At 63.0% G+C, this 15730-nt stretch carries 11 protein-coding genes and 2 tRNA genes; 4 read left to right on the forward strand and 9 right to left on the reverse strand.

The features are described from left to right. Positions 1–11: 11 nt before the first annotated feature. From AAZU54_RS17960 to bglX, 3 genes are all read right to left on the reverse strand, one after another. Positions 12–581: a LemA family protein gene (locus tag AAZU54_RS17960; RefSeq protein WP_434727464.1), complete on the reverse strand. Its 570-nt coding sequence runs from the start codon at positions 579–581 to the stop codon at positions 12–14. 2 nt (positions 582–583) lie between these two features. Further along, on the reverse strand, positions 584–1693 hold the full coding sequence (locus AAZU54_RS17965; protein ID WP_186554683.1) for a hypothetical protein: 1110 nt from the start codon (positions 1691–1693) through the stop codon (positions 584–586). Between the two features lie 169 nt (positions 1694–1862). Then, complete coding sequence (bglX, locus tag AAZU54_RS17970; protein ID WP_186554684.1) at positions 1863–4190, reverse strand: beta-glucosidase BglX; 2328 nt, start codon at positions 4188–4190, stop codon at positions 1863–1865. A gap of 166 nt (positions 4191–4356) precedes the next feature. Here bglX and AAZU54_RS17975 point away from each other — a divergent pair, with 166 nt between their 5' ends. Beyond that, complete coding sequence (locus AAZU54_RS17975; RefSeq protein ID WP_405130151.1) at positions 4357–6231, forward strand: MFS transporter; 1875 nt, start codon at positions 4357–4359, stop codon at positions 6229–6231. Positions 6232–6248: 17 nt separating this feature from the next. On the opposite strand, the gene sugE is transcribed toward AAZU54_RS17975, so the two are convergent. From sugE to rdgC, 3 genes are all read right to left on the reverse strand, one after another. Beyond that, the gene (sugE, locus tag AAZU54_RS17980; RefSeq protein WP_186554686.1) at positions 6249–6566 is read right to left on the reverse strand and encodes a quaternary ammonium compound efflux SMR transporter SugE; all 318 of its coding nucleotides are present in this window, start codon (positions 6564–6566) and stop codon (positions 6249–6251) included. Positions 6567–6736: 170 nt separating this feature from the next. Then, positions 6737–7702, reverse strand: a complete 966-nt coding sequence (locus tag AAZU54_RS17985) for a bile acid:sodium symporter family protein (protein ID WP_434727465.1) — start codon at positions 7700–7702, stop codon at positions 6737–6739. A 172-nt stretch (positions 7703–7874) separates the two neighbouring features. Further along, positions 7875–8795 (reverse strand): recombination-associated protein RdgC, encoded by a 921-nt coding sequence (gene rdgC, locus AAZU54_RS17990; RefSeq protein ID WP_186554688.1) that lies wholly within the window; start codon positions 8793–8795, stop codon positions 7875–7877. A 206-nt stretch (positions 8796–9001) separates the two neighbouring features. On the opposite strand from rdgC, the gene AAZU54_RS17995 reads away from it, so the two are divergent. The 3 genes from AAZU54_RS17995 to AAZU54_RS18005 all read left to right on the forward strand — a co-directional run bounded on the left by AAZU54_RS17995 (position 9002) and on the right by AAZU54_RS18005 (position 11033). Then, positions 9002–9077, forward strand: a tRNA-Val gene (locus AAZU54_RS17995). A 13-nt stretch (positions 9078–9090) separates the two neighbouring features. After that, positions 9091–9167 (forward strand) — tRNA-Asp (locus AAZU54_RS18000). 159 nt (positions 9168–9326) lie between these two features. Further along, positions 9327–11033, forward strand: a complete 1707-nt coding sequence (locus AAZU54_RS18005) for a molecular chaperone HscC (protein WP_186554689.1) — start codon at positions 9327–9329, stop codon at positions 11031–11033. A 39-nt stretch (positions 11034–11072) separates the two neighbouring features. On the opposite strand, the gene AAZU54_RS18010 is transcribed toward AAZU54_RS18005, so the two are convergent. From AAZU54_RS18010 to map, 3 genes are all read right to left on the reverse strand, one after another. Next, positions 11073–13730, reverse strand: a complete 2658-nt coding sequence (locus tag AAZU54_RS18010) for a J domain-containing protein (protein ID WP_312154015.1) — start codon at positions 13728–13730, stop codon at positions 11073–11075. Next, complete coding sequence (locus tag AAZU54_RS18015; protein ID WP_186554691.1) at positions 13727–14419, reverse strand: DUF1266 domain-containing protein; 693 nt, start codon at positions 14417–14419, stop codon at positions 13727–13729. Before AAZU54_RS18015 ends, AAZU54_RS18010 begins: the two co-directional genes overlap by 4 nt. A 167-nt stretch (positions 14420–14586) precedes the next feature. Then, positions 14587–15387 (reverse strand): type I methionyl aminopeptidase, encoded by an 801-nt coding sequence (map, locus tag AAZU54_RS18020; RefSeq protein ID WP_186554692.1) that lies wholly within the window; start codon positions 15385–15387, stop codon positions 14587–14589. Positions 15388–15730: the final 343 nt, after the last annotated feature.

The raw sequence follows: 15730 nt of genomic DNA on the forward strand, positions 1-15730 counted from the left end.
GGCTGCATTGCCTACAGGTTCGGCCGGTACGAGAAGCCCTGCGCGGCCTGGGCATCGGTAAACGGCGTGATCGGGGACTTCTTGTTCAGCGCGCCATTGACCAGCGAGCCTGGAAACATCTGGAGGGTGTTGTTGAAGCGTTCGACCTCGCCATTGAAGATGACGATGGCTGCACCGACGTTTTCCTGCTGTTCGGTAATTTCGCGCATCAGATTGTTCAGCACCTCGGACGCCTTGAGGTCCGGGTAGGCTTCGAAGGCGACCCGCAGCCCGCTCAACAGCGCCTGGGTCGCCTGTTCGGTCTTGGCCAGCGAGTTGCCATCGGCCGCAGCCGGCAACTCGGCAATGGCGCTGCGCAGACGGGTGATCTCGCCAAGCAGGCTCTGCTCGTACTCTTGATACTGGGTGACTTGCTCCTGCAGGGCATCGAGCACCTTGGTTTTCTGCCGTTCATAGGTCAGCACATCGGCCCAGGCGCGTTGCGCGCGGTTGTGCCCACCGATGATCGAGTTGTACAGGCCGATCACCGTCAACGACACGATGACGGCGGTGACCAGCCCGATGATGACCGGGATATCCATTGTCAGTTCTCCATATGAGGGGTTGCCTGGCGAGGCAGGTTGAAGTTGTCGTCATGCTGCTCGGCAAGCGTGTGGATCGCTTCGAGCAGTTGGGTAAGCGCGGGCAGTGGCACTCCAGCGTCGATCAACGCGTGGAATTCGCTGGGCGAATGCAGGTCGCACGGCAGCTGGAAGCCAAGCAGGTCGCTGTTGTCGAAGCTGATGCACAAGCCGCCCTGGTTCAGCGAGAACTCAAGGTTCAATTGGCTGAACCTCGGCTTCAGGCCAAGCAGATGCACAACCGTCACCGGCTTGGCGAAGCGCGCGCAAGCCATGGCGCTGGCACCAGTCAGGGTAAAGGCGCGGTTGAAGTCGGTCGAAGAGGTTTGGTGCTTGTGCTCGAAGTCGATGGCGCTCGGCCCGCCCGAGCGCACGGCAATGCCCTCGATCCAGGGGAAGTCCAGCACCAGGCTGAAGCGATCATGATGGTCGTAGACCACGCGGGTTTGCTGGCGGGTGCCGCCTTTGCCGTCCGACACCTCTTCCTGCTCCAGGCGTCTGACCACGTAATGCAGCTGGTAGTAGGCGTACTCGAAACTGTGCAGCGGGCCTTGATAGCGCCCGCGCAGCGCACGGGTGATATCGCGGCTGTGGTTGCCGCGTTGATAATCTTCGAAGTGCTCGCCCAGTTGCTCAAGGATCAACCCAGGTGGGCTGTCGATAGGGCTCAGTCCGGCGCTGAACAGGCTTGAGCGTCTGGCCAGGTCAGTGGACAGACCTGACAGCAGGTTGGCCCGCTTGAAGATCGCGCGCAGGCTGAGCAGGGTCAGGGTCAGCAACCCTGCTACCACGGCCAGCAATAGCAGGTGGGCTTTGTCCGGGGTGACCTTGGCGGCCCACGTGGTTGCCTGCATGGGGTACTGGTAGCAAAGGCCAACGACAACCAGGGTGAGGCCGGCAAGCAGCAGCGTCAGGCACCAGGGCAGGGTATTGTCGAAGCGTAATGGGCCTTTGAAGTCGCGGATCGCCTGCACTGCATGCAGAAGATCTTGTTTGTTTCTGGCGCTTTGCCCAGTCTGGGTGGCTAGTTCAATCACGCCCTTCAATTGAGCGTTGTGCGTGCGATTACCCATCGATCCCTTCTGTCATCCTTGAATAGCGCTCGCTACTTGCGACGGGGCGGGCGTCCAGTGCGCGCAGTTTGCCTCAGCCTCCATTTAGCTGCCAGCGTTGCGCGCTACGAATATCAAGCCCGAAGCTGTCGGGCAACTGCAAACCTGACGGCGCAGGTGCAGGGCAATGCTAGCGTGAGGCTTCCAGTAGCTCGAAACGGGCATGCTCGAGGTGCTGCGAGTCCAGGCCGATCATCACGTCGAACTTGCCAGGCTCGATGATCCATTGCAGGTCCTGGTTGTAGAAGCCCAGCGCGGTCTGGTCGACAGTGAAGGTGATCCGGCGCGATTCACCTGGGGCGAGCAATACCTTCCTGAAACCCTTGAGCTCCTTGATCGGCCGGCTGACTGAGGCTACCCGGTCGCGTAGATACAGTTGCACCACTGTCTCGCCGCTGCGCGAGCCCTGGTTCTTGACGGTGATACTCGCTTGCAGTGACTGACCTGGGGGCAGCTGGTGCGTGGAGAGGCGTAGGCTGGACAAACTGAAGGTGGTGTAGCTCAAACCATAGCCGAACGGGTACAGCGGAGTGGGGTCCAGGTCGAAGTAGCGCGACTTGTATTTGCTCGGTCGCTCCTTGATGAACGGCCGACCGGTATTGAGGGTATTGTAATGCACAGGCAACTGACCGACCGTGCGCGGAAAGCTGATCGGCAACTTGCCGGAGGGGTTGTAGTCGCCCAGCAGGACATCGGCGATGGCGTTGCCGCCCTCGCTGCCACTGAACCAGGTTTCCAGCACCGCATCGGCCCACTGGCTTTCCTCGACGATGGACAGCGGGCGGCCGTTCATCAATACCAGCACCAACGGCTTGCCGGTCATTTTCAAGGCGCGCAGCAGTTCCCGCTGCTGCTGGGGCAGGTCGAGGGTGGTTTTGCTGGCGCCTTCATGCGACATCCCCCGCGGCTCGCCGAGTGCGGCGATCACCACGTCAGCCTGCCTGGCAATTGCCAGCGCTTCTGCCAGCAGGGCCGATGGCGGTCGCGGGTCGAGCACTACCTGGTTGTCGGCCAACAGGTCGAAGGCGGGTGGGTTGTCATGAATGTTCGCCCCCAAGGCATACAGCAGCTGTGCATGATCACCCAATGCCGTGCGCAGACCCTGGTAGAGACTGACTGCCTGGCTGGGCTGGCCGTTGGCCGGCCAACTGCCGAGGATATCCCGTGAGTTGTCGGCCAGCGGGCCGATCAGCGCGATGGTACCTTGGCGCTTGAGAGGCAGTGTGGCGCGTTCATTCTTCAGCAGCACCAAGGTCCGTCGGGCGACGTGCCTGGCCTCGGCTCTATAAAGAGCAAGGCCTGCGTTGGAGAAAGCAGCGCCGTGGCTGCCGCTCAACCTGCGAAAAGGCGATTCGAACAGCCCCATATCGTATTTGACTGCCAGGACCCGCCGCACGGCATCATCCAGCAGTTCAACCTCAATCTGGCCCTGCTCGATCAGCCCTGGCAGCGTTTGCAGATAGTAGCGATCGTTCATGCTGACGTCGGTTCCGGCGACGAGAGCCCGCTGCGCGGCCTGTGCACCGTCCTGGGCAACGCCATGGACGATCAGTTCCTCGATCGCACTATGATCACTGATGACCAGTCCGGAGAATTGCCATTGCTGACGCAGTACGCTGCGCAGCAGCCAGCCATTAGCTGTGGCTGGAACGCCGTTGAGACTGGTCAGAGCAGTCATGATGGCGCCTGCCCCTGCATTAATGGCAGCCAGGTAAGGAGGCAGGTAGTCCTGATAGAGGCGTAGCGGGCTGACGTCGGTCGAGTTGTAGTCCCGCCCGCCCTCCACTGCGCCATAAGCGGCGAAATGTTTGACGCAGGCCATGAGGCTGTCTCTGGCTCCCAGCTCACCCTGAAAACCGCGGACCACCGTGGCGGCGATGCGCGAGACTAGGTAAGTGTCTTCGCCAAAGCCCTCGGAGATCCTGCCCCAGCGCGGATCACGACTGATGTCGACCATTGGCGCGAAGGTCATATCCAAACCATCGCCAGTGGCTTCGCGCGCGGCTACCCGGGCACTGACGCTGATTGCGTCAAGGTCCCAGCTGGAGGCAAGGCCCAGACCGATGGGGAAGATCGTTCTGCGCCCATGCACCACGTCACCGGCGAAGAACAGCGGGATACCGAGGCGGCTGTGCTTTACCGCATGCTGTTGGAGGGTTCGCAGCTGCGCGGGCGTTGCAGCGGGGTGCGCGAACACGCTACCCACGTTGCCTGCCGCCACTGCATCGAGGACGATTTGAGGGGGTGGTTCGGCTTCGGCGAAACGCATGAGCAATTGACCGGCCTTCTCTTCGACAGTCATGCGCGCCAACAGGCTTTCGATGAAGGTCGATTTGGCGTTGGCAAGAGCTGTCGCCGCTTCGCTGGGTGGAGAGCTTGCCAGCGCTAAACATAGGGCAAGGCCCCAAGCCAGGTACCTTGCGAACGCGGCATAAATCGTTGCCAATAAACCTTCCATCCGTGGGTATCCAGCCTCCGCTAGAGATCAGCCCCAGCTTGGACAATGCGCGGCTGAGCTGCCACTGGTAAAAATCGCAGTTGACAAGCTGGATGTGGCTTTCAACCCTATGCACGCATTCTAATAAGGCATAAGCCCTCCGCGGCTCTATTCAGGGATACGATTGATGAGTCACCCCTCGCAATTCACCTTGCTCGGCAAGCGGCGCTTTCTGCCGTTCTTCATCACCCAGTCGCTGGGCGCCTTCAATGACAACCTGTTCAAGCAGTCGCTGATCCTGGCGATCCTGTACAAGCTGAGCCTGGAAGGCGATCGCTCGATACTGGTCAACTTGTGCGCGTTGCTGTTCATTTTGCCGTTCTTCCTGTTCTCGGCGCTGGCCGGGCAGTTTGGCGAGAAGTTCGCCAAGGACGCGCTGATCCGCATGATCAAGCTGGCGGAGATCGTCATCATGGCCATCGGCGCGGTCGGTTTTGTCAGCAATCACCTGGTGCTGATGCTGCTGGCGCTGTTCGCCATGGGTACCCATTCGGCGCTGTTTGGTCCGGTGAAGTATTCGATCCTGCCGCAGGCCCTGCGCGAAGAAGAGCTGGTCGGTGGCAATGGCCTGGTGGAGATGGGCACCTTCCTGGCGATCCTGGCCGGGACCATCGGCGCCGGGGTGATGATGTCGTCGAGCAACTACGCCACGGTGGTGGCTGGCGGCATCGTCGGCACTGCGGTGCTGGGCTACCTGGCCAGCCGCTGGATCCCGCGCGCGGCAGCGGCGGCGCCAGAGATGAAACTGGACTGGAACATCTTCAAGCAGTCCTGGGTCACCTTGCGCCTGGGCCTGGGGCAGACGCCGGCGGTGTCGCGTTCGATCGTCGGCAACTCCTGGTTCTGGTTCGTCGGTGCGATCTACCTGACGCAGATTCCGGCCTATGCCAAAGACTGGCTGCACGGCGATGAAACCGTGGTGACCTTGGTGCTGACCCTGTTCTCGGTCGGCATCGCCGTGGGTTCGCTGCTCTGTGAACGGCTCAGCGGGCGCAAGGTGGAAATCGGCCTGGTGCCGTTCGGCTCGTTCGGCCTGACCCTGTTCGGCTTGCTCTGGTGGTGGCATTCGGGCGACGTGCCGAGCGGCGCCGTCGCGCACGACTGGCTGGCCCTGCTGGGGATGCACCAGGCCTGGTGGATCCTGGTCTCTATCGTTGGCCTGGGGGTGTTCGGCGGTTTCTATATCGTGCCGCTGTATGCACTGATCCAGGCGCGCACTGCCGAGGGCGAGCGGGCGCGGGTGATCGCTGCCAACAACATTCTCAATGCGCTGTTCATGGTGGTCTCGGCGATCCTTACCATCGTCTTGTTGAGCCTGGCCAAGCTGAGCATCCCGCAGCTGTTCCTGGTGGTATCGCTGCTCAATATCGCGGTCAACACCTACATCTTCCGCATCGTGCCGGAGTTCACCATGCGCTTCTTGATCTGGCTGCTCAGCCACTCGATGTACCGCGTCGAGCACCGTGATCTGCAGCGCATTCCCGATGAAGGCGCGGCGCTGCTGGTGTGCAACCACGTGTCGTTCGTCGATGCGCTGCTGATCGGCGGTGCGATCCGGCGGCCGGTGCGCTTCGTCATGTACTACAAGATCTACAACTTGCCGGTGCTCAACTTCGTCTTCCGCACCGCTGGGGCGATTCCGATTGCCGGGCGTGGTGAAGATGAAGCGACGTACGAGCGGGCCTTCGCGCGGATCGCCCAGTACCTGGCGGCGGGCGAGGTGGTGTGCATCTTCCCCGAGGGCAAGCTGACCGCCGATGGCGAGATCGATGTGTTCAAAGGTGGGGTCAATCGGATTTTGCAGGAGACCCCAGTGCCGGTGATCCCCCTGGCGTTGCAGGGCTTGTGGGGCAGCTTCTTCAGTCGCGATCCGGGCAAGGGCTTGTTCAAGCGACTGTGGTCGCGGGTGACCCTGGTGGCGGGCGCCGCCATCCCGGTGGAGGCGGCGCAGCCGGAAGCGCTACGCGAGCAGGTCAGTGCTCTGCGCGGCGATCTGCGTTAACAGATAGTAGGGGGAGGTCAGCTGGCGCTGACCTTCAGGCCGACCAGGCCGGTGATGATCAGGGCAACGCTGAGCAGGCGGACCAGGGCCATGGATTCACCGAACAGGATGATCCCGGCAATCACCGTACCGACTGCACCAACTCCGGTCCAGATGGCATAGGCGGTACCCAGTGGCAGTTCTTTCATGGCCAGGCCCAACAAGCCAAGGCTGATCACCATGGCGCCGACCGTGAGCACGGTTGGCAGTGGCCGGGTGAAGCCGTCGGTGTATTTCAGGCCTACCGCCCAGCCTACTTCGAACAGGCCGGCGAAGAACAGAATGATCCAGGACATGAGTGTGTCTCCATCGTTTGAATGATGGGGCCGTCCCCTGATTGGTCACGCGGTGCGTCGTGAGGTCGTCCTCACAGTGCGCAGTATATTGCCCAATTGCAGGGGGGATGTCCATAGCGCCTTCATCGCGGGCCCGAGGGAGCGGGCCCGCGGTGAGGCCACTAACGTCATCAAGGGTTGGCGGGCCTAACCTCGGCTTCTACTGTTACAGGCTCTTGCATGCGCCGGAACCAGGTCGACAGCAACGCCCCAGAGATATTGTGCCAAACGCTGAACAGCGCACTGGGCACCGCCGCCAATGGCGAGAAGTGCGCCGCCGCCAACGCCGCGCCCAGCCCCGAGTTCTGCATGCCCACCTCCAGCGCCAGCGACTTACGCTGGGCCAGCGGCAGTTTGCACAGCTTGCCGGTCAGATAGCCCAGCAGATAACCAAAGCTGTTGTGCAGCACTACCACCGCCATGATCAGCAGGCCTGACTCGGCGATCTTCGCCTGACTCGCCGCGACCACCGCACAGACGATCATCACGATACTCACCACCGACACCAGCGGCAGCACCTGCACCGCCAGTTGCACCCGCTCGCCCAGCAGTTTCTGCGCCACGACACCGAGCACGATCGGCAGCATCACCAGCTGCAGGATCGACCAGAACATGTCCATGAAGGACACCGGCAACCAGGCCGAGGCCAGGAACCAGATCAGCGTAGGCGTTAGCAGTGGCGCCAACAGCGTGGTCACTGCGGCAATCGCCACGGCCAGCGCCAGGTCGCCCTTGGACAACCAGACCATCACGTTGGACGCCGTGCCGCTCGGGCAGCAGCCGACCAGGATCACGCCGACGGCGATCTCCGGCGGCAGGTGAAACAGCTGGCACAACAACCAGGCCATGCCCGGCATGATCACGAAGTGCGCCACCACACCCAGTGCCACGCGCCAGGGTTGGCGGGCGAGGGCGGCGAAGTCGTCGAGTTTGAGGGTAAGGCCCATGCCGAACATCACCAGGCCGAGCAGGGGCACGATGGCCACTTTCAGGGCGATGAACCATTGCGGCTGAAGGAAGGCCAGACAGGCGAACAGCAGCACCCAGATGGCGAAGGTGTTGCCGACGAAGCGGCTCAAAGCGGCGAGGGCACGCATGGGTAGATCCTTATTCTTTTAATCGGCGTAGTTGGGGCTGCTTTGCAGCCCTTCGCGGGCAAGCCCGCTCCCACAGGGATTACGCTGCCCTTCAGAACAGCGCGGTCCTTGTGGGAGCGGGCTTGCCCGCGAAGGGCCGCAAAGCGGCCCCAAAATGCTACTGCGACAACGCTCAGACCCCTTGCGGAATCTCTTCGCCACCCAACGCCTCGAACAGCGCCGGCAGGAACTCGGTAAAGGTCATCATCATCAGCAGGAAGCTGGCATCGAACTGCTGCTGCGCTTCATCACCGCCATCCTGCTCGGCCTGCTCTTGCAGCAGCTCCTCGAACTTCAGGCGCTTGATCACGGTCTTGTCGTCGAGCACGAACGACAGCTTGTCCTGCCAGGCCAGGGCCAGCTGAGTCACCACCTTGCCGGTGCCCAGGTGCAGTTGGATCTCGTCGCTCTTCAGATCCTGGCGCTTGCAACGGACGATGCCGCCGTCTTCATGGGTGTCACGCAGTTCGCACTCGTCCAGCACATAGAAGTCTGGCGCGGCGGCTTGCGACTTGACCCAATCGGTCATGGTCGCGCTCGGGGCGATCTTCACGGTCACCGGCCGCACCGGTAGCGAACCCATCACTTCGCGCAGGGTCGACAGCAGGTCTTCGGCGCGCTTGGCGCTGGCCGAGTTGACCAGGATCAGGCCCAGGCGCGGGGCGATGGCAGCGAAGATCATCGAGCGGCGAATGAAGGCACGCGGCAGGAAGGTCTGGATGATGTCGTCCTTGATCTGGTCGCGTTCCTTCTTATAGACCTTGCGCATCTGCTCGGTCTCGATCTCCTCGACCTTCTCTTTGACCGCGTCGTTGACCACGCTGCTGGGCAGGATGCGTTCTTCCTTGCGCGCGGCAATCAGCAGGAACTCACCGCTGACATGCACCAGAGGAGCGTCTTCGCCTTTGCCGAACGGCGCGACGAAACCGTAGGTGGTCAGCTCCTGGCTGGCGCATGGGCGGGCCGGCTTGCTGGCCAGGGCGGCTTCCAGTGCCTCAGGCTCGAATGGGACTTCCTGGGTCAGGCGATAGGTCAGCAGGTTCTTGAACCACATGAGGGTAGATCTCTCCTTAATGCATAAGGCGGGCATTATTCTCCGACTGGTGCCATGCGGCCAACCCTGTCAGAGGGCCATCAGCCACTTATTAGTAAGGAAAAGGGCGGTTGCGCTAGGTCCTTGAAAGCCCTGCAAAAAATTTTTAAAAAAGTGCTTGCCAGGGTGGTACGTCCTCCGTAGAATGCGCGCCACACCGAGACGAAGGGTGATTAGCTCAGCCGGGAGAGCATCTGCCTTACAAGCAGAGGGTCGGCGGTTCGATCCCGTCATCACCCACCACTCGATGTATAGCGCAGCGGTAGTTCAGTCGGTTAGAATACCGGCCTGTCACGCCGGGGGTCGCGGGTTCGAGTCCCGTCCGCTGCGCCATATTCAGCTTCAAGGGCCCACTGAACACCCTGAAGCAACAGAGAAAGCGACCTTAGGGTCGCTTTTTTTGTTTCTGGCATTGCGTCAGAATGCCCCCTGTCCGCCGGAAGCGGCCAGCAGGTTCCGCTCCGGCTCTTCACCGCAAGCAAGAGACCGACCATGCAGGATGCCAGTACTTCTCTCTCCCCCGCAGTTGCCACGCCATTGCTGGGCATCGACTTGGGCACCACCAATAGCCTGATTGCCGTCTGGCAAGACGGGCAAGCGCGGCTGATCGCCAACGCCTTGGGCGAAGTGCTGACGCCGTCGGTGGTCAGCGTCGATGACGATGGCAGCATTCTCGTCGGCAAGGCCGCCAAGGCGCGCTTGACCACCCATCCGCTGCGCACGGCCGCCGCGTTCAAGCGTTTCATGGGCAGCGACAAGCGCTTCGAGCTGGGCGAGCATCGCTTCACCCCTGAAGAGCTGTCGGCACTGGTCCTGGGCGCGCTCAAGCAAGATGCCGAAGCCTATCTGGGCTGCCCCGTGAGCGAGGCGGTGATTTCGGTGCCCGCCTACTTCAGCGACGAGCAACGCAAGCGCACGGTATTCGCCGCCGAGCTTGCCGGGTTGAAGGTACAGCGGCTGATCAACGAGCCGACCGCTGCGGCAATGGCCTATGGGCTGCATGAGCAGAAATTCGAGCGCACCCTGGTGTTCGACCTGGGCGGCGGCACCTTCGATGTCACCGTGCTGGAGTACGCGCTGCCGCTGATCGAGGTGCATGCCTCAACCGGCGACAACTACCTGGGCGGCGAAGACTTTACCGATGCCTTGCTGCTGGCGTGCTTGCGCGATTGGAATCTCACGCTGGACGACCTGCAGCCGCAAGCGCTGGCCAGCCTGCATGACGCCATCGAGCAGTTCAAACATGAATTGGGCGAGGGCAACTGGACCCTGAGTTGGAACGGTGACGCGCAGCCGCGCCAGTGGCAACTCGATGAGCTCAAGCTGCAAGCGATCTGGGCGCCATTGCTGGCCCGGGTGCGTGCGCCGATCGAGCAGGCTCTGCGTGACGCCCGCTTGAGCCCCAAGGAGCTGGACAGCCTGGTACTGGTCGGTGGTGCGACGCGCATGGCGCAGGTGCAGCAGCTGGTGGCCAAGTTGTTTGGCCGGTTGCCGTATCGGCACCTGGATCCGGACACCATCGTCGCCCTCGGCGCTGCCAGCCAGGCGGCGTGCAAGGCGCGAGACGAGGCTATCGATGAGCTGATTCTCACCGATGTCTGCCCCTACACCCTGGGCATCGCCGCCCAGCGTGGCGGGGAGAACAGCGGGGCGTTTTCGCCGATCATCGAGCGCAATACCGTGATCCCGACCTCGCGGGTCGAGCGCTTCTATAGCAGCCATGCCGAGCAGAAAGTGGTGCGCATCGCTGTGTATCAGGGCGAGCGGCCTTGGGTGCGTGACAATATTCTGGTGGACAGTTTCGAGATCCCGTTGCAGCAGACCGGGCAGATTCAGTCGCTGGATGTGCGTTTTAGCTACGACATCAATGGCTTGTTGGAGGTGGATGTGACCTTCCAGGAAACCGGCCAGAAGCACAGCCACAGCATCGACCGCAGCCCGACCGGGTTGGATGAACCCGCGCGCCAGGCCAGCCATGAGCGGCTGTCGCGGTTGAAGATTCATCCGCGCGATGCGCTGCCCAATCGCACCTTGTTGGCGCGTTTGGAGCGGGCGTGGATGCAGAGCCTGGGTGAAGAGCGGGAGTTGATTGGCAGTTGGCTGGATGCGTTCAATACCGTGTTGGCGGGGCAGCAGGCCGGGGAGATCAGTCGCCAGCGCCAGCAACTGAGCCAGGCGTTGGATGAGTTGCGCTATTGACAGTGTTGGGGCCGCAACGCGGCCCCCGCTGCTCATCGTTCAACCGTTCAAACGCCGCAACGTCGCCTGCAACCCACCGTCCAGCTGCTGCGCCTTGCCCGGCGGCGGGCCATAACGATTGGGCAGCTTGTCTCCCGGCAGCCCCAGCAACATCAGCGGCAACACCGGCAACACCCGGCTGACCACCAGCAGCAACAGCAGCGCCGGCACCCCTTGGCCAATGTCACGCAAGCGCCTGAGAAAGCCGCTGACCAACAGCAACCCCATCACCACCACGATCATGGGGGCGGTCAGCATCAAGCTCCCGCACAACGCAATCGCGCCCAGGTGCAAGGCAAAACCTGTGCGGTTGAGCCGGCTTTTGAGCTTCCACACCGCCCAGAATGGCGCAGGTGCCTGCTTGAGATCGTTGCGCAGCATACGCTCGCTCCACGACAGCAAGGCCATGATCGCGCAGCGCAGCCCTGGATCGAGCTCGGCGTCGTCCTTGGCTTTTTGCAGGGCGCGCAGCAACCGGGTCTTGGGCGGGGCGCAGTGGTTGAGCAGGCTGTCCAGCGCATCCAGGGCATCGTTGAATGGGCGGCTGGCGATGCCTTGCTTGTGCAACAGGTCAGCCGGCGGATGCTTGGTCTTGCCCTCGACCAGATTGCGCCGCAGCGGCTCGTACCCGTAGTCCTCGATGTACAACGCCTCGATGCGGTTGCGCAGGCGCGTGCGTTGCTCCTCGTCCAAGCTGCGGTCGTGATAGAGCACCGCGCAGAACAGCAGTTTGCCCAGCGGGTAGTCGTCGAGCACGTTGGGCTCGTTTTCCAGGCTTGCCAAGAGCTGCGCGGCGCTGGGCAGTTGGGCACTGTCGAGCAGGGTGCGCAAGGTCAGCATCTGGTTGGCCACTAGCGCTTGTGCCGGATCGGCGCTGTCCAGCGCGCCGAACAGGCCGTTGCTGCCGTCTGGGCTGGCCAGGGTTTGCAGCAGCACGCCATGCAGCGGGGCGAATGGATGCTCGGCGGGGTAGTGCAGTTGGCCGGGCAACTGCGCCGGTATCAAGCTCAGCCAGCGCGTCGGGTGTTCGAGCAGGGCGAGCATGAACAATTGCTGGCGATGCCAGTTCCAGGCGGCTTCGCCATCCGGCATCGGCGGCAGCAACAGGCCGCGCTCGGCGAGTTTGTCCTGTGTTTGCAGGGCGAAGGGGACGGTGAACATGCGCCGCATCTCGAAGTTGCGGTTGAGGCTGTGCAGTGCTGGCGCGCCGTAGTTGCGCATGCGCCGCAGCCACTCGCGGCACGCCGGGTGCAGCTGTTGCGTGGCGAGTGCCTCGGGCAATGACGCGGCAGGGTCTTCACGCTGGCAGAACTGCACCAGGGCCTGCACCACCGGTGCCTGTTGCAACCAGTGCAGTTGTTGCTCGGCCTGGCGTTGGAAGCCTTCCAGGATCAAGGCGTCGAGGGCATCTTCGCCGGGCGTTTGCGCAAGGATCTGCCGTAACAGCTCGGCTTCACCGCGCTGCAACGCCCAGGCATACCAGTACAGGCGGTGCAGGGCGCGGTCTTGCGCCTCTGTCGGGTCATCCAGCAGCAGGGCCAGCAAAGGCAGTTCGTCGTCACCGTCCAGGCGCCAGTCGATGAACTGGCTGGCGATACCACCCAGCTCCAGGCGCGAGGCTTGCAGCCAGCGCGCCAGGGTTTGCGGGTTTTGTGCCGGGGTGCCCAGCAACTGCGCAGGATCGGCAAGATCCTCGGGCCAGGAAACGGGCTGCGACACACTATCGAAGGCCTGGATCAGCAGCGGCAGGCGTTGCGACTGGTACTGCGTGCAGAGCTCGATCAGCCAGCGCTCAGCCTGCGGATGGCGGTGTTCGCGCCACAGCCGCAGCCAGCAGTCCATCGCCTGCTGCTTGGCGCCCAGGGCGTCGGCCTGGCAGGCCAGCAGGTAGAGCAGGTCCTGATCGTCCGGGGCCTGGCGTTGGCGCTCCAGCAGCAGCGCGTGCAGGGTTTGGCTGGCGACCCCAGCCTGGCTGAACTGCACCAGCAGGCGCTGGATCAAGCCCTGATCGTCGGGGAAGGCCAGGCAGGTATGGGTTTGGGCGAATTGCGCGTACTCGAACAGCGGCCGTTGCTGGAAGCAGTACTCCAGGCTGCGGAAGTACCACAGCGCCTCCAGCTGCGCCGCCGGCGGCCAATCGCGCATCAGCCCGGTGTCGAATGGATCGGGTTGCTCCAGACGCTGGAGGAAGGCTTCCACCTCATGTGGATCTTCCAGGCGCAGCAGTTGTTCGGCCCAGCCCAGGCGCTGGGCCAGCAGGCCGACACAGCGGTGCGAGATCGGCCCGCAGTTACGCAGTTCGTGCAGCAGGCGCCAGCTCAGCGCTTCGAGGTCGTCCAGCGGCAGCTCGTCGAGCTCGGCGATGTATTCCTGCCAGGCGACCGGATCGAAGCGCAAGGCCGGCTCTTCAAGCAGGCGGTGGAAGGCCTGCAAAGCTGGGTGTGGCGTGTCATCCTGGGCCGCGGCGTCAGCTTCGGAGGCGGCGCTCGATTCACCTTCGCGGGCCAGGCGCAGGGCCTCTTCATAGGCCTCGCGCAGCGCTTGGAAACCTTGCGGGTCGGTTTCTGGGTGGTGCGACGGCAGCAGGCCACGGTAGGCCTGGCGGATGCTGTTCAGGTCCTGGGTCGGTTCCAGGCCCAGGCGTATCCAACAACTCATGACCAGCAGTCCTCTTCCAGTGAGGCGGGGCGTTGCGGTTCGGGCAGCTCCAGGTCCCACGGCAGGCTGGCCAGCAAGTCGCTGGCGCCGTGGCGCAGGTTGAGCACGATGCAGCGGTTCCAGTGTTCGCTACCTTGGCGTTCGAGTTCGGCGGCCAGGGTGTCGTCGCTGCTGTCGGAGGCATTCCACAGCGCCTTGCCGATCAGGTAGCCGGCCAGGTAACTGTCCCAGCGGTTGTAGTAGTGGCGGGCGCGCAAGGCCAGGCGGTAATGCAGGTAGAGGCTTTCATCGAGCGTGATGAAGTCCTTCTTGAGCCCGGCCCGCAGGAGAAAACTCATGCGTCCCAAGTCCCACGCGCGGGTGCCACCGGGGCCGCAGTCGGGGAAGGTGCGGGCGGCGTATTCGTGCTTGATGCGTTCGCGCAGTGGCAGGCTGGCCAGCAGCGCCTGCCACTCGCTCGGCAGGCGGCGCTGGAATTGCCAGTAGGCTTCGGTCAGCTCGGTGGCGTGGCCGTTATCGGCCATGCCGAGCATGTCCAGCAATTGCGCCCGGTTGCTGATGCCCCACCAGCGTTCGAGGTCAGTCTGATCGTCGCCTTCGAAGTACTGCGCGGCGGTGTAGCTGGCGCCATTGAGGGCGGCCATGGGTGCGGACAGGGCATGCAGCCAGTGCTGCGCGGTTTCTTCCATGAGGGGGCTCCTGGGCCGGCTCGAAACAGAAAAGGCGGCCGGCCTTGCTGGGGGCGATTGTAGAGAGCGAGGGGGGGTGGGGGCAAATGTCGCTAGTTGGCTTTTGGGGTGGCTGCGCCGGCCTTATCGCGGGGCAAGCCCGCTCCCACGACGCCAAGCGATGAGTCTTAGGCGATTTGGCTGGCTGAGACGAAACGCCCGCGCTCTTCATCGCGCAAGGTCAATACTTCAAAGCCCTCGGCAGTCACTGCCACGGTATGTTCCCACTGCGCCGACAAGCCGCCATCGCGGGTAATCACCGTCCAGCCATCTTTGAGCGTGCGCGTGCCGCGCGCGCCCTGGTTGATCATCGGCTCGATGGTAAACACCATCCCTGGCTTGAGTTTCAGGCCCATGCCGCGCTGGCCGTAGTGCAGCACTTCCGGCCCTTCGTGCATCTGTTGGCCAATGCCGTGCCCGCAGTATTCGCGTACCACGCTGTAGCCGGCGGCCTCGGCATGGCTCTGGATGGCATGGCCAATGTCGCCCAGGGTGGCGCCCGGGCGCACTTGCTCGATGCCTTTGCACAGCGCGTCATAGGTGGTGTCGACCAGGCGTTGGGCGTCTTCGCTGATCGCGCCGATGCGGTACATCTTCGACGAGTCGGCAATGTAGCCCGCTTGCTCCAGGGTGATGTCGACGTTGATGATCGAGCCTTCCTTGAGCACTTCGTCAGCCTTGGGGATGCCATGGCACACCACGTGGTCGACCGAGGTATTGAGCGAGTAGGGGAAACCGTACTGGCCCTTGCTCGCTGGCCGGGCGCGCAGGGTCTGGACGATGAACGCCTCGGCGCGGTCGTTGATCTGCAGGGTGGTGACGCCGGGGCGGATGAAGCCGTCGAGGTCGGCGAACACCTGGGCCAGCAACTGGCCGGCGCGGCGCATCAGGTCGAGTTGCTCGGGGGTCTTGAGGATCACCTGGGACATTGGGGCTATGCGAATCTCGGTTGAATAGGCGTTTACAGCATATCCCCAGGCTGGTTGCCGGTGCTACCGGTTGGTGCGCAGGTCACCAACTCGGTGCAAGGCCGTTGCCAGGGCTGCGCCCTGGTTCGTGGGCACGCCCGCTCCCACAAGAATCGTGGCGAACCCGCAAATCCAGGTGTGCAGGGCGGGTATGACAGCGTTGGCCTGCGCGAAACAGCAACTGGCCCAGGATTTGCTCAATCCCCTGTACCCGGGTCGTCAATGCCGATGGCCCACCTCTTTTCACGACAAAGGCGCCGTGTTGCCCCGCTTGCTTAGGCAAGCCCAGGGCAGCCGGCGCCTT

Origin of the sequence: Pseudomonas sp. Je.1.5.c, assembly GCF_051129895.1 — a bacterium.
Taxonomy (GTDB): Bacteria; Pseudomonadota; Gammaproteobacteria; order Pseudomonadales; family Pseudomonadaceae; genus Aquipseudomonas; species Aquipseudomonas urmiensis.

What these genes read in the sequence shown, in the direction of transcription:
- AAZU54_RS17960 (WP_434727464.1), bottom strand. Translation starts at nt 581, where the DNA reads ATGGATATCCCGGTCATCATCGGGCTGGTCACCGCCGTCATCGTGTCG.
- AAZU54_RS17965 (WP_186554683.1), bottom strand. Translation starts at nt 1,693, where the DNA reads ATGGGTAATCGCACGCACAACGCTCAATTGAAGGGCGTGATTGAACTA.
- bglX (WP_186554684.1), bottom strand. Translation starts at nt 4,190, where the DNA reads ATGGAAGGTTTATTGGCAACGATTTATGCCGCGTTCGCAAGGTACCTG.
- AAZU54_RS17975 (WP_405130151.1), top strand. Translation starts at nt 4,357, where the DNA reads ATGAGTCACCCCTCGCAATTCACCTTGCTCGGCAAGCGGCGCTTTCTG.
- sugE (WP_186554686.1), bottom strand. Translation starts at nt 6,566, where the DNA reads ATGTCCTGGATCATTCTGTTCTTCGCCGGCCTGTTCGAAGTAGGCTGG.
- AAZU54_RS17985 (WP_434727465.1), bottom strand. Translation starts at nt 7,702, where the DNA reads ATGCGTGCCCTCGCCGCTTTGAGCCGCTTCGTCGGCAACACCTTCGCC.
- rdgC (WP_186554688.1), bottom strand. Translation starts at nt 8,795, where the DNA reads ATGTGGTTCAAGAACCTGCTGACCTATCGCCTGACCCAGGAAGTCCCA.
- AAZU54_RS18005 (WP_186554689.1), top strand. Translation starts at nt 9,327, where the DNA reads ATGCAGGATGCCAGTACTTCTCTCTCCCCCGCAGTTGCCACGCCATTG.
- AAZU54_RS18010 (WP_312154015.1), bottom strand. Translation starts at nt 13,730, where the DNA reads ATGAGTTGTTGGATACGCCTGGGCCTGGAACCGACCCAGGACCTGAAC.
- AAZU54_RS18015 (WP_186554691.1), bottom strand. Translation starts at nt 14,419, where the DNA reads ATGGAAGAAACCGCGCAGCACTGGCTGCATGCCCTGTCCGCACCCATG.
- map (WP_186554692.1), bottom strand. Translation starts at nt 15,387, where the DNA reads ATGTCCCAGGTGATCCTCAAGACCCCCGAGCAACTCGACCTGATGCGC.